The sequence below is a fragment of the Tenacibaculum agarivorans genome (genome assembly GCF_001936575.1).
GTDB lineage: Bacteria > Bacteroidota > Bacteroidia > Flavobacteriales > Flavobacteriaceae > Polaribacter > Polaribacter agarivorans.
Genome location: NZ_MSMP01000002.1, coordinates 100,934 through 125,370, shown reverse-complemented (window position 1 = coordinate 125,370; position 24,437 = coordinate 100,934). Strand labels below are relative to the sequence as shown.

General features: G+C 33.0%; 24 protein-coding genes. 4 read left to right on the top strand and 20 right to left on the bottom strand.

The window, feature by feature from the left end; all coding sequences use genetic code 11:
- Window positions 1-458: 458 nt before the first annotated feature.
- The 9 genes from BVC87_RS02210 to BVC87_RS02170 all read right to left on the bottom strand — a co-directional run bounded on the left by BVC87_RS02210 (window position 459) and on the right by BVC87_RS02170 (window position 7,148).
- Window positions 459-1,805, bottom strand: coding sequence for a type IV secretory system conjugative DNA transfer family protein (locus BVC87_RS02210; protein WP_075340717.1), 1,347 nt, complete (start codon window positions 1,803-1,805; stop codon window positions 459-461).
- 4 nt (window positions 1,806-1,809) lie between these two features.
- Entirely contained in the window at window positions 1,810-2,127 is a 318-nt protein-coding gene (locus tag BVC87_RS02205; RefSeq protein ID WP_075340716.1) for a hypothetical protein, read from the bottom strand.
- A gap of 32 nt (window positions 2,128-2,159) precedes the next feature.
- Window positions 2,160-2,474 (bottom strand): hypothetical protein, encoded by a 315-nt coding sequence (locus BVC87_RS02200; protein ID WP_075340715.1) that lies wholly within the window; start codon window positions 2,472-2,474, stop codon window positions 2,160-2,162.
- A gap of 36 nt (window positions 2,475-2,510) precedes the next feature.
- Window positions 2,511-2,837, bottom strand: a complete 327-nt coding sequence (locus tag BVC87_RS02195) for a hypothetical protein (RefSeq protein ID WP_075340714.1) — start codon at window positions 2,835-2,837, stop codon at window positions 2,511-2,513.
- A gap of 15 nt (window positions 2,838-2,852) precedes the next feature.
- Window positions 2,853-3,638 carry a relaxase/mobilization nuclease domain-containing protein gene (locus BVC87_RS02190; protein ID WP_075340713.1) on the bottom strand — a complete coding sequence of 262 codons (786 nt, stop codon included), beginning with the start codon at window positions 3,636-3,638 and terminating at the stop codon, window positions 2,853-2,855.
- Entirely contained in the window at window positions 3,632-4,180 is a 549-nt protein-coding gene (locus BVC87_RS02185) for a plasmid mobilization protein (protein ID WP_143569694.1), read from the bottom strand. Before BVC87_RS02185 ends, BVC87_RS02190 begins: the two co-directional genes overlap by 7 nt.
- A 126-nt stretch (window positions 4,181-4,306) precedes the next feature.
- Window positions 4,307-5,029 (bottom strand): hypothetical protein, encoded by a 723-nt coding sequence (locus tag BVC87_RS02180; protein ID WP_075340711.1) that lies wholly within the window; start codon window positions 5,027-5,029, stop codon window positions 4,307-4,309.
- An 85-nt stretch (window positions 5,030-5,114) separates the two neighbouring features.
- A complete protein-coding gene (locus BVC87_RS02175) occupies window positions 5,115-6,389 on the bottom strand; it encodes a hypothetical protein (protein WP_143569693.1) in 1,275 nt (424 codons plus the stop codon).
- A gap of 204 nt (window positions 6,390-6,593) precedes the next feature.
- The gene (locus BVC87_RS02170; RefSeq protein ID WP_075340709.1) at window positions 6,594-7,148 is read right to left on the bottom strand and encodes a hypothetical protein; all 555 of its coding nucleotides are present in this window, start codon (window positions 7,146-7,148) and stop codon (window positions 6,594-6,596) included.
- A gap of 57 nt (window positions 7,149-7,205) precedes the next feature.
- Here BVC87_RS02170 and BVC87_RS02165 point away from each other — a divergent pair, with 57 nt between their 5' ends.
- Entirely contained in the window at window positions 7,206-8,786 is a 1,581-nt protein-coding gene (locus BVC87_RS02165) for a WG repeat-containing protein (RefSeq protein ID WP_075340708.1), read from the top strand.
- A 55-nt stretch (window positions 8,787-8,841) separates the two neighbouring features.
- On the opposite strand, the gene BVC87_RS02160 is transcribed toward BVC87_RS02165, so the two are convergent.
- From BVC87_RS02160 to BVC87_RS02150, 3 genes are read right to left on the bottom strand one after another with little or no spacing between them, the layout of a single operon-like run.
- Complete coding sequence (locus BVC87_RS02160; RefSeq protein ID WP_075340707.1) at window positions 8,842-9,315, bottom strand: hypothetical protein; 474 nt, start codon at window positions 9,313-9,315, stop codon at window positions 8,842-8,844.
- Window positions 9,294-10,898, bottom strand: a complete 1,605-nt coding sequence (locus BVC87_RS02155) for a hypothetical protein (protein WP_075340706.1) — start codon at window positions 10,896-10,898, stop codon at window positions 9,294-9,296. The genes BVC87_RS02160 and BVC87_RS02155 overlap by 22 nt, the downstream gene beginning before the upstream one ends.
- A gap of 2 nt (window positions 10,899-10,900) precedes the next feature.
- The gene (locus BVC87_RS02150; protein ID WP_075340705.1) at window positions 10,901-11,104 is read right to left on the bottom strand and encodes a hypothetical protein; all 204 of its coding nucleotides are present in this window, start codon (window positions 11,102-11,104) and stop codon (window positions 10,901-10,903) included.
- A 525-nt stretch (window positions 11,105-11,629) separates the two neighbouring features.
- Here BVC87_RS02150 and BVC87_RS02145 point away from each other — a divergent pair.
- Entirely contained in the window at window positions 11,630-12,553 is a 924-nt protein-coding gene (locus tag BVC87_RS02145) for a tyrosine-type recombinase/integrase (RefSeq protein WP_075340704.1), read from the top strand.
- Here BVC87_RS02145 and BVC87_RS02140 read toward each other — a convergent pair.
- The 4 genes from BVC87_RS02140 to BVC87_RS02125 form a co-directional block, all read right to left on the bottom strand.
- The gene (locus BVC87_RS02140) at window positions 12,519-13,406 is read right to left on the bottom strand and encodes a tyrosine-type recombinase/integrase (protein WP_075340703.1); all 888 of its coding nucleotides are present in this window, start codon (window positions 13,404-13,406) and stop codon (window positions 12,519-12,521) included. The two genes, BVC87_RS02145 and BVC87_RS02140, sit on opposite strands and share 35 nt — an antisense overlap.
- A 65-nt stretch (window positions 13,407-13,471) precedes the next feature.
- Entirely contained in the window at window positions 13,472-14,356 is an 885-nt protein-coding gene (locus BVC87_RS02135; protein ID WP_159439304.1) for a tyrosine-type recombinase/integrase, read from the bottom strand.
- Complete coding sequence (locus BVC87_RS02130) at window positions 14,343-15,281, bottom strand: tyrosine-type recombinase/integrase (RefSeq protein ID WP_075340701.1); 939 nt, start codon at window positions 15,279-15,281, stop codon at window positions 14,343-14,345. The genes BVC87_RS02135 and BVC87_RS02130 overlap by 14 nt, the downstream gene beginning before the upstream one ends.
- A gap of 107 nt (window positions 15,282-15,388) precedes the next feature.
- A complete protein-coding gene (locus BVC87_RS02125; protein ID WP_075340700.1) occupies window positions 15,389-16,912 on the bottom strand; it encodes a hypothetical protein in 1,524 nt (507 codons plus the stop codon).
- Between the two features lie 259 nt (window positions 16,913-17,171).
- Between BVC87_RS02125 and BVC87_RS02120 the strand changes: the two genes are divergently transcribed.
- The gene (locus BVC87_RS02120) at window positions 17,172-17,510 is read left to right on the top strand and encodes a helix-turn-helix domain-containing protein (protein WP_075340699.1); all 339 of its coding nucleotides are present in this window, start codon (window positions 17,172-17,174) and stop codon (window positions 17,508-17,510) included.
- Between the two features lie 20 nt (window positions 17,511-17,530).
- Window positions 17,531-17,926 carry a hypothetical protein gene (locus BVC87_RS02115; RefSeq protein WP_075340698.1) on the top strand — a complete coding sequence of 132 codons (396 nt, stop codon included), beginning with the start codon at window positions 17,531-17,533 and terminating at the stop codon, window positions 17,924-17,926.
- Here BVC87_RS02115 and BVC87_RS02110 read toward each other — a convergent pair.
- From BVC87_RS02110 to BVC87_RS02095, 4 genes are all read right to left on the bottom strand, one after another.
- On the bottom strand, window positions 17,923-18,240 hold the full coding sequence (locus tag BVC87_RS02110; RefSeq protein ID WP_075340697.1) for a hypothetical protein: 318 nt from the start codon (window positions 18,238-18,240) through the stop codon (window positions 17,923-17,925). The genes BVC87_RS02115 and BVC87_RS02110 overlap by 4 nt on opposite strands.
- A 3-nt stretch (window positions 18,241-18,243) precedes the next feature.
- Entirely contained in the window at window positions 18,244-18,684 is a 441-nt protein-coding gene (locus BVC87_RS02105) for a DUF4265 domain-containing protein (protein ID WP_075340812.1), read from the bottom strand.
- 113 nt (window positions 18,685-18,797) lie between these two features.
- Window positions 18,798-19,145: a ribonuclease E inhibitor RraB gene (locus BVC87_RS02100; protein ID WP_075340696.1), complete on the bottom strand. Its 348-nt coding sequence runs from the start codon at window positions 19,143-19,145 to the stop codon at window positions 18,798-18,800.
- Between the two features lie 6 nt (window positions 19,146-19,151).
- Window positions 19,152-24,428 carry a DUF6443 domain-containing protein gene (locus BVC87_RS02095; RefSeq protein WP_083629196.1) on the bottom strand — a complete coding sequence of 1,759 codons (5,277 nt, stop codon included), beginning with the start codon at window positions 24,426-24,428 and terminating at the stop codon, window positions 19,152-19,154.
- Window positions 24,429-24,437: the final 9 nt, after the last annotated feature.

Below are 24,437 nucleotides of genomic sequence, written 5' to 3'. Positions count from 1 at the left end.
TTGGCGGTTTTGCACTAGCAAGATAGCTTGTGGACGGACACGCTCACTACGTTCACAGTTTTTCGACCAAAGCCATCTTGCCAAAGGAGACCTTTGGAAACCCTAAAAAGGAAGTAATAAAAAAGGTTGATAGTAAACTATCAACCTTTATATCTTTTCTCTCGAATAATATCGGCAAGCCCGCTAAAAATCCTGCCCAAGAACTCAAAGAGATATTCTATCAAAATAAGCAAACAACGAAGCAGTATTTTAAAAAGATCTGTTAGTATTTCTATAAGCCAACGCCATACAGTTCCAAGTACCTTTTGTAACGTTTTTGCAATCGTCCCTAATGGACTTTTTATACCGAAGATTCCGCAGAACATCGTAATAATAAAAGACAGTACAGCGATGTACACAATTAGATTTATTAAAATGGTAAGTATTTTATGTAGTAACATATCATTTGTTTTTTGTTATTATTTTCCTGCGATTCTTTTAAGAGCTCTTTGCTCATACCAGTATCTCATTTTCAATATTTTAATTGGCATGCTCCCTGATAAAAGCACCGCCTGATTAGATGGAAGCTGGCGGACAGACAAGGCAGATAACAAGGGACGTTCTATCATTCGCCCCTCGTGTTCCACCGTAGTAAGTCCTGCATATTCTTCCACGTATTTGCTGGTTTTTAAGCCACATCCGCCAAAGATTATTTTCGAAACCATATTCGATAAAATCGTGTCTCCATGCTTACCATAGACAGCGTGGATTTGGTTCAAGTCCTGCAATACTAGTATCGTGGTAATTCTTCGTTTTCGAGCAGTTACAGCGATTTTATCAAACGAGTCAATATGATACGAGGAGAACTCCTCCAACACGACGATACAGTCTCTATCTGTAGGCTTGGGCATTTCCATTAGGTAGCTGTACAGTTGGCTGTTAAGCACCGATAACAAAAATTTCATTTTCGCCATACGGTTCTCGCTAATATGTACATACACAATCGTAGGCTTTTCGCCTTTGCGGATGCTCCCTAGGTTTAAGGTATCTTTATTTGTGATGTAGCGCATCGTTTCGCTACTCATCATCGACAAATAACTCTTACAAGTCGCTATAATGGATTTACGAACCTTTGGCTCTGTACCACCGATAAAACTCTCGTACTGCTCGTGGTACTGCACGGGTAACCATTTTTGTACATAGGCGTTTAAACGCTGTTGTTGAACGTCGAACCACCCCAATATACGTTCTAAATTTTCAAGATTCATATCTAGTTCCTGTCCGCCATCGTGTATCAAACTGAGCAATAGGAGCTTTAACGGGGTTTTTGAGGACAGCTCCCAAAAATCCCCTTTTCCAGTTCCCTCTGTTCGATTACAAACAATAAGCAGTTCTACAAAATCATCGACACCACCTCGGTGCATATTTTCTTTAACCCATACCAGCGGATTAAACTGTAAAGAACCGTTTTCAATAGGATTATCCCAGTCTAAAATTTTGATGTTATAGTGCTGTTTAAAATAGGGTTCTGTCCGCTGTCTTATTTCCTTACTTGGATCGAGTAAAAATATAGAAGCTTCGGGCTTTACTAACAGCAAAAATGTAATGACAAGCTGGCTTTTTCCCGAGCCAACCACACCACATAAAACAATTCCTCTATATCCAACCTCTTTACGCAAATAGCGTGCTGTGCCGTCTACAGAAAAACCAATATTTTTAGTAGTAAAAATTTCTCTTTCTTCACGGGCGTTCATATGACGGGCGTTATCAAAAACGCTGTCATTTTTGCCCTTGTAGCCGAATATTAAATCAATTAAAAATCCCATAGTCTTATCGTGTTAACTCATTATCTTTCGTCTCTCGTTCCGCCTGATGGCTAAGCTCATTCCACATAAGTGCTTTATATTCTTTGGCGATATAGTCATCAAATAAGAATACATGACGCTCCTTATAGATAACCCCCTTAATAATTCCGTCAGATTCATACAGTTTGTATTCAGGGTCTTCCTTTAGCTTTTTATAAAACTCCGTAAGGGTTTTGCTCTCTTTTGCCGACCAGTATAAATGTTCATACAGCCTAACTTTGGAAACATTGTTTTCTATTCTGTTTTGAATATGTGTTGCTATTTTCTTAATTGTATTTTTCATATTTCGTGATGTTAAAGAGTTATAAGTATCATTTATCGTTCATGCTCCATGTCTTGCTCATTATCAAGAGCTAGCATATTCCAAATAAGTACTTGATGCCGTCTAGGAATATAATCTTTAAACAGATAGATCTTTCCTTTATGTTCTATTCCTTGAGTTGTCCCTTCTAATTTAAATAAACTATATTGAGGATTCTTTTCTATTTTTTCATAAAACTCAAGTATAGTATTGCTTTCCATCGCACAGAAATACAAGTATTCTTCTGGTGCTATATTAGATGCATTCAGATCAATCTTCTCTTGAAGTTTTTCTGATATTTCTTTAAAGTTTATAAACTTTTTTTCCATGTTGTGTTGTATTAAAAATTAGTAATGTTGTTGGGGTTATCGTGTTAAATCATTGTCCTTTGCAACTTGCTTTTCTGCTTCATATGAGAGTTGATTCCAAACAAGTAATTTGTATTCTTTAGGAATAAGATCTTTGAATAAAAAAGGATGATTTTTATAAAATACTCCTTGAATGACTCCGTTGGATTCATATAGAGTATAATCTGGGTTTTCTTTTAATCGTTTATAAAACTCTCGAAGGTTTTCACTTTGTCTAATGCAATCATGAACATAATCAAGCGTATTTGTCCAAGTTGCTACATAATCCATTTTTTCTTGAATATTTTTTGAAACATTCCTTATTTCGTTTATTATTTTTTTCATGGTTCTATAATTTTTTTAATGTGATAATTCTTGTGAATTTTGATCTCCTTTACTGAGTTCGTGCCATTTCTGAAGTTGTTCTAAAGCACTGTATCTTTCTGGAATGTATTTCTTAAAGCGATACTTCTTCTCTTTGTAATACACTCCGTTAATCTTGTTCCTATAAGCGTAACATTCTAACTCAGGATGCTCAGCTATTAGCTCTAAAAATTCATCCGTGTACCTTGCCTTATCTGCCAGTTCAGTAAGAAGATTTAAAACCTCTTGTTTATGTGTTTCTTTAGGGTTTATAGCGACTTTCTTCTCTTTTTGATATTGGTACACCAGAGATGCATCCAACTCCTTAAAGTGAGCCATTTGAAAGGATTCCAATTCTTTCATTCTCTTGACATACTCAACTTTATCTAATCTGATTGATGTGTCTGAATAGGCGTTATTTCCCGAAAGACACACGTGCAAATGATGATGATCTTTTTCAACGTGTTTCCTTATATACCCAATTGCATTTGGTGCACGTAATCGTAAAAACTCAGCAGTTAGTGCATACAATGCAGCATCATCTAAATATGGGGTACTGTCCTTATGAAAACTAAGTACTATGTGTTTTGCCTTGGTGCGAACACGTTTACAAAAGCTATGATTATACTCAAAAGCCTCAGCTATCTGTTCTAAAGAATTAGTATCTACCGCAGGAAGATTATGGAAATAACAAAAATCGTCGTCTTTATTAGCCCCATCACTAAAATATTGTAGCAGCCTTAGAAAGCTTCCATTATTATAAGTCATTTCCTTTACTAACATGCTTGTTGTCGCAAGTGATTTATAATGGTTTCCAGATGATCTAATGTTCTTGGATTCTTTTCAAACTCAGAACGAATTAAATCTTCCAAAGGCACAAACTGTAGCTCATTTTCAATTCGCTCATTCATTCGATGAAACAACTTTTTTAATTCAGCAATATCCGAGAAACTAAGCGTATTAAAGGCATTCGCACGGTATGTCAGTTGGTTAAGCAAGTTCCCCCATTTATTGAGGGAAAAACAGACCATTTGCAACCCCTTATCCTTGGAACGCACATATCTTTTTTCTCTATATCCCTCAATACAATCTCTAAGGAGTTGTGCCACCGTGATTTCAAGCTGTTGAGCTTCCTTTTTGAGTTCTTTATATTCATTATGTGAATACCATAATTCTATTCTCTTTTTACTTTGTTTTCTTGCTTTATTTCTTTCTCTGAAATAAAGTCTACGGTGTTCTTTGTATAGCTCATCCCTTTCAATATCACCTAATTGGATATTTGCTTTTCCTCGCTGTTGTAAAAATTCTTGAAATGTTGTTGGCATAACGTATATTTTTAGAGGTTTCAGTAGTAACATGAGTTTGGAAATTCCTTAAAATTTTATTTCCAACTCTTAAAAAGAAGGAGCTAAATACTTAGCTCTCTTCTTATTTTAGATAACAGTATAGACTTATAAGTTGGCTGCCGATATTACCGTTGCTCCTCGCTTGGTGAGCATTTTCTCATACAGTGCAAGTAATGGCTTGAAATACCTTTCTGTACCTGTACTTGCATCGTGTATTAAATACACCGTGATGTCCTGTAAATCATTCGGTAATGGCATTTCTTCCTGTAATAGCTTTTCGATTTTCTTTGGAGTTCTGATGAGTTGTTTCAGTGTTTTTTCGCCTCGATCATTTCGTTCATCTAAAAAACTCAAAAAGTCAGAATTTTCAATCAGGTCAGAAAATATGATAAGGATCTTCTTATTACTATCTGAATTTGCTAATTTTCTTAATTCACGTGCCATTGGTAAATAAACCGAAGAAGCTCCACGACCTGATTTGTCATTCTTTGCAGCAGTTAAAACACTATCTACATTTTTACAAAAAGCGGTTAATCTTCTTTTATATCCATAAATATTCCCCTTAAAAAAAGTTGGTGGTGGAGATAGTATAAATTCATGATGCTGATTCAAAAATGTTTCCTCTATCAGTGATTGACGGTAAATCACTCGATTCTTTGTTCCATTGTGTTTAACGGTAAGTACCTTTTTTAAATCCTCTATTGTTAAATGTTCCAGAGAATGTGTACCTAAATTTGAATTTGTTACATCAATAAGTGTACTGCATTCAACTGTAGGAGCGGGTTCAAAACTACACCCCGTCATAAAAATCACAAGGATCAAAAGCATAAAGCTGCGTGATAAAAAATTAATGATTACTGTTAAAAAACCGAAGAAAAATTGAACTAATTTCATAATGATATATATTTAATTATTAATTAAGATTTGTATTGAAAAGTGATTGGATATTGTGATTATGAATAGGTGGAGTGTACTGTTCCAAAGGATTCATAATTTTAATAGTAGGCATAGCAATATGACCTCCATCTTTGCGAAACGTATTGATTTGATCTATGTATATAGCTACACATTCAGAGGCTAATGCGTTTAATTGTTTGTGTAATTGGATTCCTCTACTTAGAGTTTTATTATACTCTACTTGGTGCTTCTTAAGATCACGGTACTTTTTATCTAATTTTGCATCTAGTTCCTCTATGCGTATTTGATACCTTTTAGATAATTTATCTAATTCTTTTTCTTCTTTCTTGTTCAGGCTATCAAGCTCTTTATCTACATCATTAATAGCTTTTTCATTACTAGCAATATTGTCTTTGATACGTTTATGTTCTCGGTTGGTCTTTAATACTTTTTCAGATGGGCGAACAAAACGCTTGACTAAAACAATAGCTACAAAAAAACCAATGTTTATAATCATCATATTAACAAAAGACATAGCTGGTAAATCAGAATTTTCTTCAACTACTTTCGAGCGAAGTATTGCCATCACATAAGCAAGCCCAATAGTAATTCCAACATATACCCCAATACCAATAAGTTTATCTTTCATTGGCTTATTACTATCCCAACTTTTAGCTGCTCCCCAACCTAAAAAGTAAAAAACAAGCCCAATACAGAATGCAAATACAAATGAAGCAAACTGGCTTTCTCTTGTGAAGTAAGAAGCAGCTTGAGCATTCCCGAAAAGTTCACCACAGAGTAAAATTGCAGTAAATAAAAAAGCTAAGATTTTTTTGATTCTTACATTGTAAAAAGGAGAACCATCTAATTCAATTTGATCATCTTTTTGTTTTTGTTTTAAAGCTTGTTTTTTTGCTTTCTTTTCAGCCCTTTTTTCCCAAAACGTTTTTTTAATTTTTTCTTTTTCTTCTTTCTCTTCAGTTTTTAATTCCTTTTTAGTCTGATGAATATTTACAATGACATCATTGTTTTTATATTCCTCAATTAATTGATTAAAACCTGTTTGTTCAGTCTCTAAATCCTTTAATAATGGACTACAAATTCTATTGAGTTTTTCTTCACACTCATGAAGTATTTCATTAACAAACGGAATAGATGTTGCTGAATCATTTTTAGATAAGTCATTCTTACCTACTTTTTTTCCTGCTAACAGCGCTTTTTGCTTTAGCTCTTCTGATAATTGGTTGACCTCTTTACTTGGGTCAATCATTTTTCTAAATATTTTCATCATAAAATTCTTTTAAAAACAACCTCATTTTGATGTGAGGTTGTTGTTGTTTTATGATGCTAAATTATCTCTGATTTTCAGTGTTTTTAGACCAATTAAGACCAACTAAAACCAAATACGACAAAACAAATTTTACTGCTGAAAACTATTTTAAACCAACCAGAACCAACTAAAACCAAACAATTTTAAACACTGATTAAGAGTGATTTATGTGTTTTTGTTTTTGAAAACAGAATGTCTTTCTATGAAATCTTTAACTTCATTTATTTTTTCTAAATCAAATAAAGGAGGACAGACACGATTGGTTTGAACTTTTAATTTTTCTACACGATTATTAAATGCTCTTTCTCCTAACCCTTCTTCTACATGATTACTAGGAACTATTAAATAATTACCAGTAGTTTCTTTATGCTCTTCTATAAGTTCTTCAGTTATTTGGTATGCTGTTTTATTAGAAGATGGTTCTTCACCAATTAAAGCTGTTAAATCTTTATCGTCTAAACTACGCAAACGCCAAATGACCTTAGTTTTAGTATCTGCTATAAGTTGCATAAAATGAAAGCCATAATGATCTGGTGCTAATGTTCCAAACATTTGCTTTCTCCATGCCAACATTTCTTTCATCAAAGTATCAATCTCCTTTATACCATCATCCTTCAAAATCTCAAAGGCACTTATACTGGCAATAGGAATACCATCGTATAAATGTTCTCCTTTTTTATAAGTTGGGAGATATTCAAATCTGTTCGTTTCAAGTTCCATTTTATTAGCAATCGTTATATTTACATTGTTAGATTAAATAAAAAAAGTCCCTTGTCAATGACAGATGATGAACTATTTGCATATATTAAATATAAAATTTGCCTTAACCTCGATTATAACATAGAAGATCTTAATGAAACAACAGAAAAAAAGGTCTGGGACAGTATTAGAGGTAGTTTAAATACTACTGTTAATGAAAATATCTATGAATATTTAGTAGATAGAGAAGAAGGTAAAATCACAGAACAAAAAATCAATAACAGTTGTGCTAGTGATAAATATAAAATAATACTCAAACAAAAATCTGAAGAGTATGATGCTTCTGAAGATTTATTAACCAAAAATTCTACTCTAGAAAAATTATTCACAAATAATCTGTCTGGTTTTCATAAAACTTCAAAGGACTTCCTTGCTTTATATTGTGAAGGTCTAGGATGGAAAAGTCTAGCTTCTGATAGTGAAATTAAAAATTTTGTAAAACAGCAAAATCTAACTGGGAATATTCAAAAAAATATAGACAACAAGCAAACAAATCCATTTCCAACAAGCATAGAAACAGATATAGAAAATACAGAAGAGTCTGAAAACAATGAACCTATAAACGATTCGAATACTAATCAAAATGATTCGAAGCAAAAGTCTAAAAACAATGCTGTAAAAGTTTTAAGTTTTTTAGTTTTAATCGCAATTATTGGTGTTACAATTTATTGGTTTATCTCTAATGAAAATAGTCAGGGAGAAATTCCGAAGAACCCTAAAGAACCAACAATTAAAGATTCCTTAAGTTCCAATGGAGTAGATACCATTATTGTTGAAACACAAAAATTAACTTCTAAAAAAACGCTGAAAATTTCTGATTTAAAGGATAAGCAAAAACCAGCTCTTACAACTGTAAACGACACAATATCCGAACAAGAGGCTAAAACAGAAGATGATATAGATAAAACCATAAAAAGGTTATCTGATAGCTTTATGGATACAGTACTTATAAAGGATAACTATAAGGTTGTGTCTAAACATGGCATAGGAGAACACCTACTTGATGCTAATAATAACATCGTTACAGAATTAAATGGTGCTAGCCTTATCAATGACAATGTAATTATAACTAAAAAGCCTGATGGAATTTATGGTGATAAATACGGAGCTATAAATCATAAAGGAGAAACAGTAATTCCTTTTAAATACAGTAGGTATAATAAATTAAATAATTCTCTAATTATATTCAGTCTTAACGAAATTGGAAATGTTGATGTTCGCATAGAAGATCAAGATCTATACAAATCTGATGGAGTATTACTATTTAAAAATTGTTATGCTGAACAATTCTCTGAATTTAAAGATGATGTATTGCCAATTGCTAAAGGAGATAAATTTGGACTACTTAATAAACAAGGTAAGTTAATTGTACCTTTTAAATATCAAAGTATTGAAGCTATAAAAAATGGTTTTGTTGTAGTTGGAAAAGGGTCTTACAAACGTAGAAAATATGGAGTGATTAATACAAAAGGTGTAGCTATTATACCTATGGATTATAAAGATGTTACCGTCAAATCCAATAACCTATTTGAAGTCAGCAAAAAGAATAAACGATATACGGTTAATACAAGTAATACGTGCGTAAAAGATTGCGATTAAGTATTCTCTTAAAAAGTTCCAAAATCGTTTATGATGTTCCTCTAAATAACAAATATTAATATTCAAACATAGAGCAAAAATCTTCAAAGGCAAAAGATCTAGCAAATTCCAAATATGCAAAAACAAAAATACTGATAAATGTAGGATCAACAGTAGTTAAATAAGGAGTAAGTGTGTGAACTATTGCTGATAAGGTAAAATTCTTAACAGCAGTAACAGACTTATTATCTTTCATCTCATTACACATTTGCCATAAAGCAGTTTTAACCTGTCTAACAATTTCTTTTATAAAGTTATTTTTTTCATCATCATCAACTCCTTTATACAATTCCTTTGGAAATCCATACTGATCTTGATAAAACAAGTTAATACTATCTATACAATATTCATCAAACTCATCTTCTTTGTAATTTTCAGAAATACTTTTTGTTTTAGCCTCTAATTCAGAAAAAGCTTCATCAAATCTTTCAATTTCATTTTCTGATAAACCTGTTAGTTTTTTCAAGTCTAATATTGCTTCTTTATCCATTGTCTCAAATTGTTTTTACTTGTTTCTAGCACTTCATTAAAAATCCCCATAATTTCGAAAATTGGGTCATGAATAATGTAATCTTTTAAATAAGTGATTTTACTTTCTGTTGCATCAAATACCAATTCTAGCTTTATATCTTCTTTTATATAAGCTCTAGCTACCCATATATACTTTGGATAATTTTGATGCATCAAAATATTTAATTTCTTCTTATTATCAATAGTAGTATTATTCCTTATCTCTTTTTTAAAATCATTAACTTTAGTAAGATAAATTTCCCACTCAAAGCGTTTTGACATCTTAACTCCTATCTTATCATACATTACATTAGCTAAAGTTCTTAAAATAACACTATAGCTTCTAATTTTTGTTAATACTTCCTGATAAGAAACTCTTACTTTATGATTCAAGGGAACTATAATGGTTTCTATTTTAGCGTATTTATATTTCTCAACTTTCTCATTATCAGTCCTCCAAGTTGTATACATTAAATCTTGAGGTATATTACCAATCTTAACACTAGCACTAGAGTCAAAGACTATTCTAGCAAATGGACATAGTTGATCATCATGAGCAAAAAACTTTGTCATACGACTAGACTTCAGTTTTAAACCTTTTCTTCCAACAGCCATTTCAGGGTGACCACCTTCAAAAGAAAATCCATTTATTGTAATAGCATGAAAGCTTTTAGATGAAGCTATTACTTTATGACCTGTTTTTGAATCCGTACGAACATCAAATAAAGAAATACCACATACTATAGGAATTTTTGCTTTTAAATAGGCATAGATATACTGTTTTAGTTCTCTTGTATTACGAATTTCTCTTATGGTTGGAGTAATTCCAACTTTGTTTACAGCAACAGCTATTTGTTCAGAAGTTAAACCAATACTAGGGTATTCCTTAACATAGGAACTTTCTGATAATGCTAATTTTGTAACTACAGAAGGAGAAGGTATTTCATGCTGATTATGTTTACCGGTTATTTGAAATGCAGACCACAAGGCAATAGAAGCACATACAGCTACAGCCTCATCTTGTTCTTGAAAAGCCATACTTTTAACATCCAAAGGAATTCCATACAAATTAACCTTATATTCTCTTACTGCCGTATATTGTCTATTACGTTTACGATCGTTCCCGTAATTTTTTAAACATGTTTTTCCGATACGCTTTGTTAAAGTAGAAGGGCGTAAAGTAATAAATCCTAAATAATGCTTATTTAATTTTTCAATTTCTTCTTTTGAACCAGTAGTTACTAATTGCTGAAATTTTTTCGTATCTAGGATAAAATCTTCTCCTTCAGAAAAAAAATGAATACGGTGACAAAATCTACCATGATCTTTATAACTTCTCGCATAATAATTAGAATAATCTTCTAAAAAATCCTTATCTATATAAGGATCCTCTGCAAGAAAGTAAGAAGTATTTAAATTACTAAAAAATTCTCTTAAAGCATCTTTAGTTTGAACCCGTTCGGTTATGTAGTCTAATAATTTTTCGGCTTTTTCTTCCTCTTTATATGACTCTATCTTTCCTTTAGTATACGGGGGCTCTAAATTCGTAATAGTATCACTCAATGTTATCTTACTATTTCAAAAGGTTTAGTTAATAATTCTCGTGAAATAGGTTTAAGAAGTTTTTCCTTAGGTTCTTCTGCTATTTCTTTTTCCACTCTTCTTTTAGTTTCCTCTATAACTTCGGAGAAGAAAGCTTTATCAAAATCTTTTGCTATTTCTCTAACTTCCTCGATAGTTAATTCTTCTAAAATTTTTATTTTTTCCATGTGTTTCTAAAAAAAGATTTTGCAAATTTAATAAAATTCACAATTAGAATAACAATTTATAAAGTATTTTCAAATTGTATTCAGTTAAAAATCAGTTAAATAAAGTAACTGAGCTTAAAAATATTGGCAATAAATATACCGTTTTTTTTCGATTGACCAAGTAAAATTCGATAAATCACCTAAAAAACACCCTCTCAAGCTTTAAAAAAGTTATTTTTTATTAGTAATAAGCTGTATCTATTTGTACTTTCTAATTGACAACTCTTTCAAAAACTAATACTTTTTCTAGTGCCTGAATGTCATTGAAAATGATGTCTCAAACAAATTCAAAACAGACATTTTCCGCTTAGATAAGCGAAAATTTGAGGGTTTTATTAGGACAGTCTTCCTCATAACCCGAAGGTCGCAGGTTCAAATCCTGCCTCCGCAACCAATCTCCTTTCATAGAAAGGAATAAGAGGATTTACAAAGAGACAAAAATACACTCAATGACCTAAGAGCATAGCCTTAAGTACATTGAGAACCATGCAATCTATCCTCCCTTTACACCAACAATACTGTGAATACTCCTTAACCTTTAAGGGGCTTTCTAAGCGAACCTTAAAGAATGAATATTATGTATTCAAGCAGTTTGTAAGCCATACCAACCTAAACCATCCCGACCAAATCACGAAATCTATTATAGAACGGTATATTACCGAAAAAAAGGTCTACCAAAACTGGAGTGCTAAGACCATTAAAAATACGCTCCAAGCTTTTAATAATTTCTTTAAGTTCTACGTCTCACAAGGCTACGGAAACATAAACCCTGTAGAAGACATCCCAAAACCTAGGATTCCTAAACGCTTGCCTAAATACATTCCTAAAGAGGATGCACTAAAACTTATAGAGTGGACATACGTTGCTAAATTTAGATATACCTTTGAACGTATTAGAGCTAGAGCAATTATAAGTACTTTTCTTTTTACTGGAGTTCGACAAGGAGAACTCTTAAGCCTTAAAGTTTCTGATATTATGCTTGATGAAAAAGTATTAAGAGTAGAAAACGGAAAAGGAGGAAAAGACCGACTTATCCCTCTCAATGCTCGTTTAATTGGTATTTTACAAGAATACCTACAAGAGCGACAAAAACGTAAAAAGATGTCGATGTACTTTTTTACATCGCTACGGTTCGACAAACAAATGAGTCAATCGGTTATTAAACGACTATTTATAAAACTTCAAAAAGACCTTGGTTTTAAAGTATATCCGCATTTATTACGTCATACCTTCGCTACCCTTATGCTCCAAGGTGGCTGTGGTATCTATTCCCTTTCTAAGATGATGGGACATGGCGATATTAAAACCACCACCATATATTTATCACTTACTACGGGACATCTAAACGAACAAATCAACAAGCATCCGCTTAGCTTTACACCAATACAGCCTCTGAAAAAGATTTTTTAAGACTATCTTTAGAGATACTCAAATAAATTTCTGTAGTTGAAACGCTAGCATGCCCTAACATTTCTTTTGTTTGATACAGCCCCAATCCCGCATTAATACAGCTACGAGCGAATGAATGACGTAAGTTATGGGGCGTAAATTTCACACCCGAAGCTTTACTTATTTTCTTACACATCGTATGAATTGTTTTAGGCATAATCTGCGTAGGTTGTTTCAAGCTCTGGAAGAACCAAATAGATTGATTCTTACATTTTTTTCGTTCGTTAATGTAATTCCGTAGCAAAGGAAATAACTTTGGATGTATCGGCACAATGCGCTCTTTATTTCCCTTTCCTTTTTTTATCGTTATTTCTCGTTCCATTATATTTATATCCGTAAAATGCAAATTCAAAAGTTCGTTTAATCGCATTCCTGTAAATAAAAATGTACTTACAATTGCTCTGTTTCTTGCTCGTTCTACTTCATATCGCCAAGGGTATAGCTCTGCATGTATCATGATAGAATGTAAATCTTGTACCTCGATGAATCTAGGTAAGGTTTTGGCAAGTTTAGGTTTTCCGATTTTGGTTACAGGATTGTTACTTATATAACCATGAGAATAGCAGTAATCGAAAAAGGTTTTTAATTGTTGTCGTTTATTTCGAAAAGTTTTTGCAGTCCATAACCTTTGTTCTTTCTGAGCATATAAATGCTCCCTTATGGTTACTGTGTTGATTTGTTCAATATTATTTGCTTGTGCACACTCAAAAAGTTTCTTTGCACTACTAATAATTGACTTGGTTACTTTCGGGGTAATTTCTTTTTCATACAAAGCATAACGTTTAAAGCCAGTTAGGTAGTTTTCAAAAAGCATACAAGAGTTATAAGAAATTAGGATTCTTCTTATAACATAAGAAGTAGGTTTGTATAGAATCTATTTTACTGTAACGGATGAAATTTCTGTACCATTTCCTGTAATTGTTGCAAATCTTCCTGTATATATCGTTCGGTGGTACTGATGTATTTATGCCCTGCTAAGATTTGAACTTCTCGGAGATTGTAGGTAGTGAGCCAGTTTACAATAACAGAAGTTCTAATTTGTTTTACACCTTCTACCTTATGATTAATCTTTTTTAACTTCTTTGCGATAACAGCTATGGTATCTGCTAGTTTTTTAGCTATAAACACCTCGGTAAGTTCCTGATTATTATCAGGTAATAACTTTGGACGTATCTCATCGAGATATTCCATAAAATCCATTACCTGCCAAGGTTTTAATTCTAATGTTCTACGGTTGCCTATTCTGCCTTTAGGCACATAAATTTTTCCTTTTCTTACTTGCAAATGCTCTAGTTCTAATCTTTTTAGATCAGATGTTGTTAACCCTTGATATACCAAAAGCCCAACAATTACCTTGTTACGTTTATGGATGAGATAACGCCAAGGATGTTTGTCGGTTTCTGTGTCGAAGGAATAGTACAAATCCTCCAATTCATCCGAAGATAATAGATTATGTTGGAGTTTATTTCTCATTTCCCCTTTTACACGAACATCTACAAATGGATTTGTAGTTACTTCACCTATTTCTATCAGATAATTAAAATAGAGTTTTACGGAAGAAAGTTTGTGATTGATGGTTTTAACTGCATTTTTTGTTTCCTTTAAAAAGTGTACGTACTCAGTAACTTTTATGTAATCTATAGCAGTTACAGGCAACTCTTGTGTTTCCGTCCACTCCAAAAACTTCTCAGCTAGAAAGGCATAACTTTTAATACTGCTATCACTGTATTTTTCACGCTTTAAGTATTCTTTATAGGCTCTCATAATCATCGTTTTTATTAAGTAAATGTGTGTACAACTGCGTTGTTTCTAAAGAACTGTGTCCTAGAAACTGCTGAATGCTTTCCATTGGCGCACCTTGTTCTAAAAGATGAGTAGCAATACTATGACGTAATTTATGTGCAGTTATATGCTTACTTTTTAGTGTTTCCGTACTCGCATGATTTACGATTTCTTTTAAACGATTATTTATACTCTGTGCACCTAATCGTCTCCCTTGTGAGCCAACAAAAAACGCTTCTATTTGATTGGCTTTATAAAAATCTGGACGTCCTTCAAATAAATAGATTTCCAGTATTTCAGCATTGTAATTGTTAATCGGAACAAAACGTTCTTTGTAGTTTTTTCCTTTTCGTACATATACAAGTTCCTTATCAAACAAAATATCTTTGATGTTAAGTTGTACTGCTTCGTTTACACGTAACCCCAAACTATACAATGCTACTAACATCGCTTTGTCTCTATACCGTAGATGTTGATACGGATGTGCTATTTCTGTAGCTTCAAATAATGCTTTTATTTCTGAAGTAGTTAGTACATTCACTGCTTTTATCGTTTCTTTTTCCTCAGACCGTAGATGTACTGGTATTGGTTTTGCTCCATGTTTTTTAAGAAATTCATTGAACTTGCGTAGTGCTTGTTGATGCTGATTCAAACTTGCTTTGCTCAATCCTCCAGCCTGTAATCTATTAGGTCGTTCTTTTAAATGTTCGTAGTATGATTTTATAGTATTTACAGTAGCTAGAGATACATTATGAAGTTCATTACATTCTAAATAATAAAAGAACTCTTGTAAGTATCTTGGATAGTTATCTCGGGTGCTTTGACTATATCCTAATATATCTAACCATTCACTAAAAGAGCGTAATAGCACTATAAAGTGCTGTTTACGCAAAACTAATTTTTTCATTATCGGTTATGGTTTTTTGGAGTAGCGTGAACCACTTATGTTAGTTTGTTGTTTTTCAGCTGTTTAATTAGTCCATTTTAACAGTGGACTATTAATGAACTTTTGAACTACTTATCTCTAATACTGTCAATTACCTGTTGTAGTATGCTCTGAATCTCTTGGTTTGTTTGTTTATAATCATCGTAATTCACTACTTCATACACAAAACCTTTTCGTTTATCTCCTTTGGTTTTCTGTATTAAATCTACTTGCTGTAACTGTGTCATATATCGCTTCTGATTACTTGGATTCATGCGTAAAGCTCTGCGCATTTCAGCATTGGTAAAGGTGCTTTGCTCGTTATTTTCTAAATAAGCTTTTAAATCCTCAAAGAAACGTCGGCAAGCTCCGTTTAATACATCACTTTTTCTAAGTAATACTTCTGTAATGAGTTCGTTTGCTTCTTGTATATCTTCGATTGTAGTTTCTATATATTCTTCTCCTGTTTCTTTATCGTATTGCTTTTCTCTTTGATACTGTTTATAAAATGTAATCGCTTCTATAAACTGTAAATAGTGAGCATTAGTTCTACGTGGTTTAAATACACTAGAAGGGAGGGATAAGGATAACGCATAAGGATTGACCACTTTGATAGGTTGTAATACACGTTGCGTATTCTGCAATAATCGTACAGCTTCTAACTGCTCATGGTCATTTACTTGTCCTGCGGATAGCATACGCTGATAATTCATAATACGCTCATCCTGTGCAGAGCTTTCATCTATATAAATAAGAAAGCTTCGATTGCTATTATCTTCATAGATACTTTCTCTTGTAGTACATCCGCCAACACTTACAGGACCTTCCACAGTTAGGTGGATGGTCTTTGTCGTTCCTTGTCGGTCTTTATGTACTACCGTTTTGGTAATCTTCTTTTTACTCTGTAATTCTCTAAGTGGATAGAGTACCGATTCTGCTCCGTCTAAATCTTCAATGAGAATCAGCTTATTTTGTAGTTCTGTTCGATTGAAATAATAAAAGGCATTTGCTGATAATACAGTGATCTCAACTTTATCTTCCTCAGGTATGAGTTCTGCTACTTTGGATTGAAGATGAGTTTTCCCTGCTCCTGAACTTCCTAAGCTAATACAGTGTAATGGATTGTTAGTTTTTCTGCTGGTAAAAATGAGATACATTAGCAGGCGATTATTGACTTCGCCAATCACACCGCTCTGGCCAATGTACTCATTTGTCCTCTTTAGCAATTCTCCCGAACGTAAAAAATCAATGGCTTCTTTTTCCTCACTAGCATTTAATTGTTTTATAACAGGTTTTCCTTCTTGTGCTTCTTTATCCAGTAGCACAAAACGGTAGTTTTCTAATTCTTTGGTAAGTTCTTGTAAGGCTTTACGAGTAACGCTTGTTCCTATTTCCAGCCGTTCAGCTACACGTCTGACAAACTTTTCTACTTGGGTATCATTATACAAGTCAATCGAATGACGTAATACATTGGTGTCATTTATTTTTTGGACACTCATAGTTACCCGCATACTGTCAAGTTTGCTCATTTTTAGACCTCCTAGTACATGTATCTTTAAAAATTTTGATTCAAACACATAATTGTTCGGATTAGATGTATTTAATGCGTTCATAGAATTTAATTTAAACCTTATGCGACCAAAATTAATTTTTATAATTGATTTAAGCAAACTTTAAACGCTTTTTATTTTACGTGTACGGTTCACTAATAAAAACCAATAAAACACGATTAACTAAGGTTTATATAGCATTATCATATATGTACTGGTCAACTGAAATACTGTGATTAGATTTTTTTTAGTCGAGTAAGGTTCATATATTTGTTGAAATTGTGTTATTAGAACCAATAGTAACAAGTAAAGCTCAAAATTTATGCTTTCATTCGGACAACGAATCGCTGTTTTAAGGAAAAACAAAAAAATGTCGCAAACAGATTTAGCGAATAAGGTTAATTCTTCGGTAAGTGTCATTTCTCGCTATGAACTCGATAAAATGATACCTTCAATAGAGAGTGCTAAGAAACTCGCTAAAGAACTCGATACTACTGTAGGATATTTACTAGGAGAAAATGAGGATAATAAGATGAAACAAGACCCTGAAATGCTAAAGCGTTTCGAGGATATTATGGCTTTTGATGATGAGGATAGGAAGTACATTCTGTATACCTTAGATGCTCTAATTAAAAATGTGAAGTTAAAGTCAATTACTTAATCAAAACCCAAAAACAATTTATGGATATTTTAAAATTAATTGGAATAACACTAATGGGTATCTATACTTTCATAAAATTATATACCAACTTTTTAGGAGATGATGAGAAATACGCAAAGTTTCAAAAAGCTAACAAAAGGTTTGGACTAATACTAACTGGAATATCTAATAAAATTCTTAAGCCAATATTTACACATCCTTTAACAAACGAACTGTTTTTAGTATTAAATAGAAGTTTAGGAGGGTTAATTTTTCTACTAGGTATTCTTTACCGTTGTATGGCTTACAGTAAATATCATAATTGGTATATTTCATTCGCTGTAATGTTTGCATTATGGGGATCAGCTATTAATATTCTTTACAGAGGAAAGCAAGTTTATAATGTTTTTGATTCAGCAATGAAAAAGCTAAATTAAATATTGGTTACACCAATAATCTTTCCTTTTCCAACATAACAATTCTCTTCTAAATCTATTATCTTAAATCTTCGATTGGAGATTAAGAAGTCTAATTCATTTGGAAAATTATTACTTTTAAAATACACTAATTTTTCTGTTTTTGCTGATAGTGTTTTTTGAGTTGGTTTCGGTAACTTTAAAATACCATCAATTTTTACAGCTTCAAAACCTTTAATTTTATACAAATCTAATTCGTATACCATACCATTTTTCAACTTATGATTATGGTATAATTGAATTTTGATTTCTATTAAAGAATTAAACTTTTCCAAATTTTAAGAGTCTTTTTGATGTTTAGTTGAAATACAGCCTTCTTCATACTCGAAAGTATCTAATAATTCACCTTTTATAAGAAAATTCTCTACTGTTGAGTAGTTTATTATTTTAGGAATGTTAACTGATATCAGCCCTTCAATGTTACTACCTTCATAGTCACAACCTAGCTTAATCAAATCATCAATAATTTCTTCTTTCAAATCCAAATCTTCTTCATTTATAAGTATTCTTATTGTACTATTTCCTGATTCTTCATATAAGCTATCAACAGATAAAATTCCATCTATTAAATTTGCCTTTATTAAATCATTAAAAGCATATTCTTTTACATAGAATGGGATATTTTCAACCTTATATATATTTTCCTTTATATGAGTTGCCCAAAGGCTTTCCACACCTATTTCATCTAAAATTTTGTAATTAAATAGTACTTTTCTCATAAACGATTTTAATAATTTAATAAAAGCCACGCTATTTTTATAATAACGTGGCTTGTAATATTTTTACAAATAACACGGATTACACTTCGTTAAATCCGCACCATCTGGCTTACCTATTCTCCAATATTTCCTACATCAAAACCATCATATAAACTAACATTCATTTCTTCTGCTATTTTATATAAATATTGATTTCTTTCATTTAAAGAATCTATAGTATGATGTTCTATTTTCTCTAGATGTAAATAATACTCTTGTGGATCTTTTTTATTTAGTTTTTCTGCCTCAAAAAACTCCACAAATCTATAATTATCTTTTTCTAATTTTTCTGAAAGTTCTTTTAATTTGTCTGTGTCTTTATCAAGAAAAAAATAACCCCAAAGTAATTCTGCTTCAGTATTAAAATCTTCCTTAGACTTTAAATCATTAAAAAATTCTATTATGGTTTCTTTTGTAATCATATTGTTTTAATTATCCTCTGGTTTTGGTCTTTTTTGACCTTCAGGAGTAGTTCCTGTTTTTTTATAATGTTGGTTCACTTCCTTTTGTTCCCAGTTTAAAATATTTTGTCGACCTTGTACATTTTTAACTTTTACTGTCGCTTTATATTTATCTCCTCCTTTTTTGTTTAGTTTATTAACTTGACTATTTGCTCTGCGTGAAGTTCCATTTTTATTTAATGCACCTCCACTAACACCAACTTTATGCCTTGTACCTTTTGTTTCATTAGTTATTTCATAACCATGCTGAGGCTTGGTGCTAGACTTTGAGTTTCCATTGACTTTACCTTTTACTTTTCTAACTAAAGCTAAAGCTACAATACTTTCCGCATCCTGAATATTTCCCTCACCACTCGTTACTCGGTCTGCCATTTCTTCCATTCCTCTAACACCTTCAACAGTCATTTCTGTTAGTGTCTTTCCTTGCATACCCTCATTCCAAGAAGTAGCTATACCATTCCAAATATTACCCGCTACGTTAGCTACAAAACTACCTACACCGCCGCCTTCACTTCGTTCAACCGTCGGTAATACAACATTATGCAAACCGAAAGTTAATACAGGCTTTCCACCGCCCTTAAAATTAAACATTTCTGTTGAATTTATAGGGTATAATTCCAATCCTTCTAACTCAATTCCCATTCCTAGTTTATTTTCTTGGAAAGCAAAAGTTGAGTTATACATATAATCTTCTGCTAGTGGGTCTACTTGCCAAAAACGTAATGTTGCAGGATCACTTACACGGTATCTCCATTCATGAGTATTTAAGCCTAAATCTTCTGTAAATTCTTGTTTTTGATATGTTTTAAGGTTATTCTTAACTCCCCTTAAAACGGTATTATACCCTTTGTGTTCCAGTCCCCCAGGGTAATAATTTTGTTCTCTTCTAATTTCACTTTGAGAAATAACACCATCATTATTATCATCCGCATAAGACAACCTTGTATTTCCCCAAAAATCAGTATACCTGTAGACATACTTCCAAGAACTTCCATTGGGTTCTAAATACCCTTCTGGCTGAGTGATTTGTTTTAAGGTATTATTTTCATAAACATATTCCCCATTATAATCTGTTGTTGTGATAGATCCGTTATCATTGGTGATTTTTCTAATCTTTGTTCCATCAGCAGTATAGGTATAGTTTATTTTTTTAGTATTGGAATTATTAAACTTAATTTCTGTAGGCATATTCAAGTGGTTATATATCACACTTGTAATTCCTTTATTTAAGTCTTTTATTTGATTTCCATTCGCATCAAAACTAAAATCGTTTCCTGTATTTGTGCCATCTTTAAAACCATAGGTTTTATTTCCTGTATCGGTAACTTTTAATAATTTATTTCCACTATCATAAGTGTATGTTAAATTATCCATTGTTCCGAAGCTGGTTGCTCCTGTATTCAGATGACCTTTTCGTTGTAAGGTTAAAATATTACCCATTTTATCATAAGTAACATTTTGTAGGTTATAACGTCCTGTGTTGTCGATAGCGCTTGAGATTCGGTTCAGAGCATCATAGGAGTAGGTATATGTCTTAGTAGACGTATCTACATTTTGTGTTTGCCAAGAAGTTTCACTTATATTACCGTTATAGAGCGGTGTAGCTCCATTTTCAGGTGCGTTGTAGTTGAGGGTAAAATTAAACAAATCATTGTCATTGTATACATCTTTGTTAATATGTGTCAACCATCCACGTACATTGTACTTATAATCTACTTTTTGTAAACCTTTACTGTTGTCTACAATTTTAAAGTCTTTGATTTTAGCACCTGAATGGTATAAGGCTATATCTCCTAGTAAAGTTCCTGTAGATTTAGTTGCGGACACATAGAAGGTAACACCATTCTTTTTATAATAGATTTTATCTCCAATACGTTCTACTCGGAATATGTCTCCTATTTTATAGGTAGTTCTTTGACCTTTATGAACACCAGATTCATAGACATGAACTTTGTAACTATCTCTAAGATAAATAGCATAATCTATTGTACTATATGAGGCATTAGTATTATCGCTAGATAATCCTACCATAAGGAATTTATCTACTTGTAAACCTGTAAATACTGCATACCCATCTCCTGCAATGGTTCCTTGTGTAGCCAAACCATGCGACCAGTTTGTAGCTCCAGTTTTTGTGATTTCATTATTTGAAACTACTAATCCACTAGTAACATCTTTATAGCCTGTTTTGGTACCGTTACCTAACAATTTACTTTCTAACTGCCCTAAATCATCATAATTGTTTTTAACAATACGCTCAGAGATTTGGTTATTAATCTGTTGGTTTTGGCTTATCAGTCTATCCATATGATCGTATTCAAAACGATCTATGGTAACAATCGGTGCATTACTTGCTTTTGTATGTGTGGTTTTTGTTTCTAACACTTTACCAGTAAAATCATGTAATTTACTTTCTACAATATCAATGGTGTTAAGATAATCATTTTTACTATAAACATAAATAGGTCTAGCTTTTTCATCGTAATAAGTTACGGTAGTAATCCAGTTTGTAGTACCCAACACTCTCGTTTTAGTAACGGTAGCTAATCCTTTGGTTCTTGTGGTTGAGCTTTGTCCATAACTAGTGGTTACTGTAGCACCTAAACCTGTAGGTAAATCTACGTAAGTGTCATAGTAACTAACCGTATGTACCTCAGTAACTGAACTGGGTATAGCTGTACTGGTGTAAAAAATGTTAGTATCCCCTCTTTTTTTAGCTGTAGTTTCTCTTTGCTCCCATTGCGTATAACTATCTGTATTTGCATACCCTTGTAAGGTTATTCTACTCGCAGCTTGATTTGATTGTATTCCTGTATATACTACTCTTCCTAATTCATCATACTTGGTATACAACCATTGATTCTTAGCTTTTAAATTTCCATCTTGTGTCAGCACAGGTCTATCCAGCTTGTCATACACAATATATTCCCAACCTTTACCTGGTATTTTCTTTTCTACCAATCGGTTTCTATGATCGTATTTGTATTGATAACACAATTCGACAAGTTCACTGTTCGAGATTCCATCTTCTGTATTTACTTTGGGTGGAATTACGTACGTAAGATTTCCAAAATCGTCGTACACATAATAGGTATCATGGGCTTCGACTGAGCTCAGCCCACCTGTTGCTGAGTTTATCGAAGCATAGGTACGTTTAAGGACTACCTGACCTTGCTTATTTTTAAACTCTTCGGTAGTATGTAATTTACTGGTAGTGCCATCATGATTTTCATCTTTCGTGATGGTTTTAAATAACTGACCTGCCTTGTAATATCCATTATTACTCGAGTTTATTTGTAAACTTGGTGTATAGGTGTTATTTGCAAAAGTGGTAGTTACAGCATAGTTACGTACTTCTGTATCTATATTTGAAAGGTAATTAAACTCTATTTCATGTCCTCCATCTGATTGCCAAGCTGTACCGGGAGCGGCTTGTTTTTCTACCCTGTTTAATGGTGAATTTTCAAAGGCTTTTTCGGAATAGGCATTGACCTGACTTGGTAATCGAACTCCTGCGAAATCTTGAGTATATTTTTGTTGATAATAGCTTTGCGAAGTTACTCCAATATCTCCTGTTCTTAATGTAGCTTCATTGCTTCCTGATGTGATGGGTAAAAATTCTTTGGTTTGTCTACCTAAATCATCATAAGCCACATGGGTAACAATATCTTTGATCTGTCCTTCTGCCTGTAGTGTTGAAGATCTACTCACTACTTCATCTAAAGGTAACTCACTACCATCCATTTCTTGGAATAACGGGCTCCAAAAGTATTGACGTGTAGCTGTATCGGTACCATGAAACAAATAGTTTCGTAAACGAGTAGATGTACTGTCTTCTTTCCATTTGAACTCTGTTCCGCCAAGGATTTTATTTCCATTAACATCATATACTCCACTTACTCCTGAGTTTTCTCCCGTATAGTTATGTGGATGTACTACTCCTACTAGTAAATACCACGTATTAGCTTGAGGTAAAAATCCATACCAGAAATAAGGATTACTATTGGCTCTACCATCTAAATTATTAACATTTTGAGTACCATGATACGTTCTTCCTGTAGTTGATCCTACTTTATTCTTTTTAACCCAAACCGTATAACGGTAACTTTTGGTATTGTCGATAGTAAAATCGTCTGTATTCCATCCACCATCAGCACCACTGGCTGCATCAGGAATACATTCCCATAATAGGTCTGTGCCACCAAAAGGTGTAGTTCCACTTACAATTCTGTTTTCTTCAGTTGTACCATTCTGGTTAAAGAAATTGGTAGAACCTGTATTTCCAGAGGTCCAATCTAGTGGAATAGTATTATTGGATACCGTATTTCCTCCGGCTTGTAAACCTATGGTTTGTTTTAATCTACCCAGTCCATCAAAATACTGCACGGTAGTCATTACTTGGTCTTTATCGTGACCTGTAATTGGGGTAGTTCTAGGCTCCCTATAGGTTTTAGATACCACAAAGTTCTCATCACTATATCCTCCATCAATCACAGTTACTGGACAACCTGTAGGGCTATTCCCTCCAAAATCAGTTGGACACTGATCATTAGCATTAGCTACATAACCAGAAGGTTGACTACAAGAGGTTGTGCTCACATTTGGATCTCCTAATCCATCATTATCTGTATCTGCATACCATGTTGTTCCTGTGGTTTTTGCTGTTGCAATAAGAACTGTAGCCGACGTACTCCACATACCAGTGTTATTATCTCTAGCTCTAAGGTAGTAAGTACCAGATGCGGTTACCAAATAGGTACTACTGGCATTAGTTGTACTAGTTCCATTTGCATTGGTTCCTTGCCAATACCAAGTCACTCCACTGGGTGGTGTACCACGTTGTAGTGTAGTTCCAGAACAGTTTTGAGAGGCTATAGTAGGCACACTTGGTTGATTAGGTGCTTGTGCTCCAGTGATAGTCACCAAATAAGAACCTAAAAAATTATCGCCTAAATTGTTAGAACCTGAAAAATAGATAGATCCACTACCACCTTGAGTCCATTTTACAGTTACAGAGGTATTGGTTTGACTAATTACATCTGCATTATCTACTAGCCAAGCACCTGTAGCTATACTTCCTGTATTGATAGTTGCCGTATAGGTTCTGGTATCATTCACATTGACTTGTGTATCTCCAGCAATGGTCACATTTATAATTGCTTCACCTCCAATGGGAGCTGGTGTCAATTGCGCTTGTATAGTAGTCACACATAAGACTACTAGTGTTAATAGTATTTTTTTCATAACTTTTTC

Bases quoted from the DNA above. Each gene is read 5' to 3' on its own strand.
- BVC87_RS02205 (WP_075340716.1), bottom strand. From the start codon at position 2,127: ATGAAAAATACAATTAAGAAAATAGCAACACATATTCAAAACAGAATA.
- BVC87_RS02145 (WP_075340704.1), top strand. From the start codon at position 11,630: ATGCAATCTATCCTCCCTTTACACCAACAATACTGTGAATACTCCTTA.
- BVC87_RS02210 (WP_075340717.1), bottom strand. From the start codon at position 1,805: ATGGGATTTTTAATTGATTTAATATTCGGCTACAAGGGCAAAAATGAC.
- BVC87_RS02115 (WP_075340698.1), top strand. From the start codon at position 17,531: ATGGATATTTTAAAATTAATTGGAATAACACTAATGGGTATCTATACT.
- BVC87_RS02125 (WP_075340700.1), bottom strand. From the start codon at position 16,912: ATGAACGCATTAAATACATCTAATCCGAACAATTATGTGTTTGAATCA.
- BVC87_RS02190 (WP_075340713.1), bottom strand. From the start codon at position 3,638: ATGTTAGTAAAGGAAATGACTTATAATAATGGAAGCTTTCTAAGGCTG.
- BVC87_RS02130 (WP_075340701.1), bottom strand. From the start codon at position 15,281: ATGAAAAAATTAGTTTTGCGTAAACAGCACTTTATAGTGCTATTACGC.
- BVC87_RS02160 (WP_075340707.1), bottom strand. From the start codon at position 9,315: ATGGATAAAGAAGCAATATTAGACTTGAAAAAACTAACAGGTTTATCA.
- BVC87_RS02120 (WP_075340699.1), top strand. From the start codon at position 17,172: ATGCTTTCATTCGGACAACGAATCGCTGTTTTAAGGAAAAACAAAAAA.
- BVC87_RS02180 (WP_075340711.1), bottom strand. From the start codon at position 5,029: ATGCTTTTGATCCTTGTGATTTTTATGACGGGGTGTAGTTTTGAACCC.
- BVC87_RS02105 (WP_075340812.1), bottom strand. From the start codon at position 18,684: ATGAGAAAAGTACTATTTAATTACAAAATTTTAGATGAAATAGGTGTG.
- BVC87_RS02185 (WP_143569694.1), bottom strand. From the start codon at position 4,180: ATGCCAACAACATTTCAAGAATTTTTACAACAGCGAGGAAAAGCAAAT.
- BVC87_RS02095 (WP_083629196.1), bottom strand. From the start codon at position 24,428: ATGAAAAAAATACTATTAACACTAGTAGTCTTATGTGTGACTACTATA.
- BVC87_RS02200 (WP_075340715.1), bottom strand. From the start codon at position 2,474: ATGGAAAAAAAGTTTATAAACTTTAAAGAAATATCAGAAAAACTTCAA.
- BVC87_RS02100 (WP_075340696.1), bottom strand. From the start codon at position 19,145: ATGATTACAAAAGAAACCATAATAGAATTTTTTAATGATTTAAAGTCT.
- BVC87_RS02140 (WP_075340703.1), bottom strand. From the start codon at position 13,406: ATGCTTTTTGAAAACTACCTAACTGGCTTTAAACGTTATGCTTTGTAT.
- BVC87_RS02195 (WP_075340714.1), bottom strand. From the start codon at position 2,837: ATGAAAAAAATAATAAACGAAATAAGGAATGTTTCAAAAAATATTCAA.
- BVC87_RS02150 (WP_075340705.1), bottom strand. From the start codon at position 11,104: ATGGAAAAAATAAAAATTTTAGAAGAATTAACTATCGAGGAAGTTAGA.
- BVC87_RS02135 (WP_159439304.1), bottom strand. From the start codon at position 14,356: ATGAGAGCCTATAAAGAATACTTAAAGCGTGAAAAATACAGTGATAGC.
- BVC87_RS02175 (WP_143569693.1), bottom strand. From the start codon at position 6,389: ATGATGAAAATATTTAGAAAAATGATTGACCCAAGTAAAGAGGTCAAC.
- BVC87_RS02170 (WP_075340709.1), bottom strand. From the start codon at position 7,148: ATGGAACTTGAAACGAACAGATTTGAATATCTCCCAACTTATAAAAAA.
- BVC87_RS02165 (WP_075340708.1), top strand. From the start codon at position 7,206: ATGACAGATGATGAACTATTTGCATATATTAAATATAAAATTTGCCTT.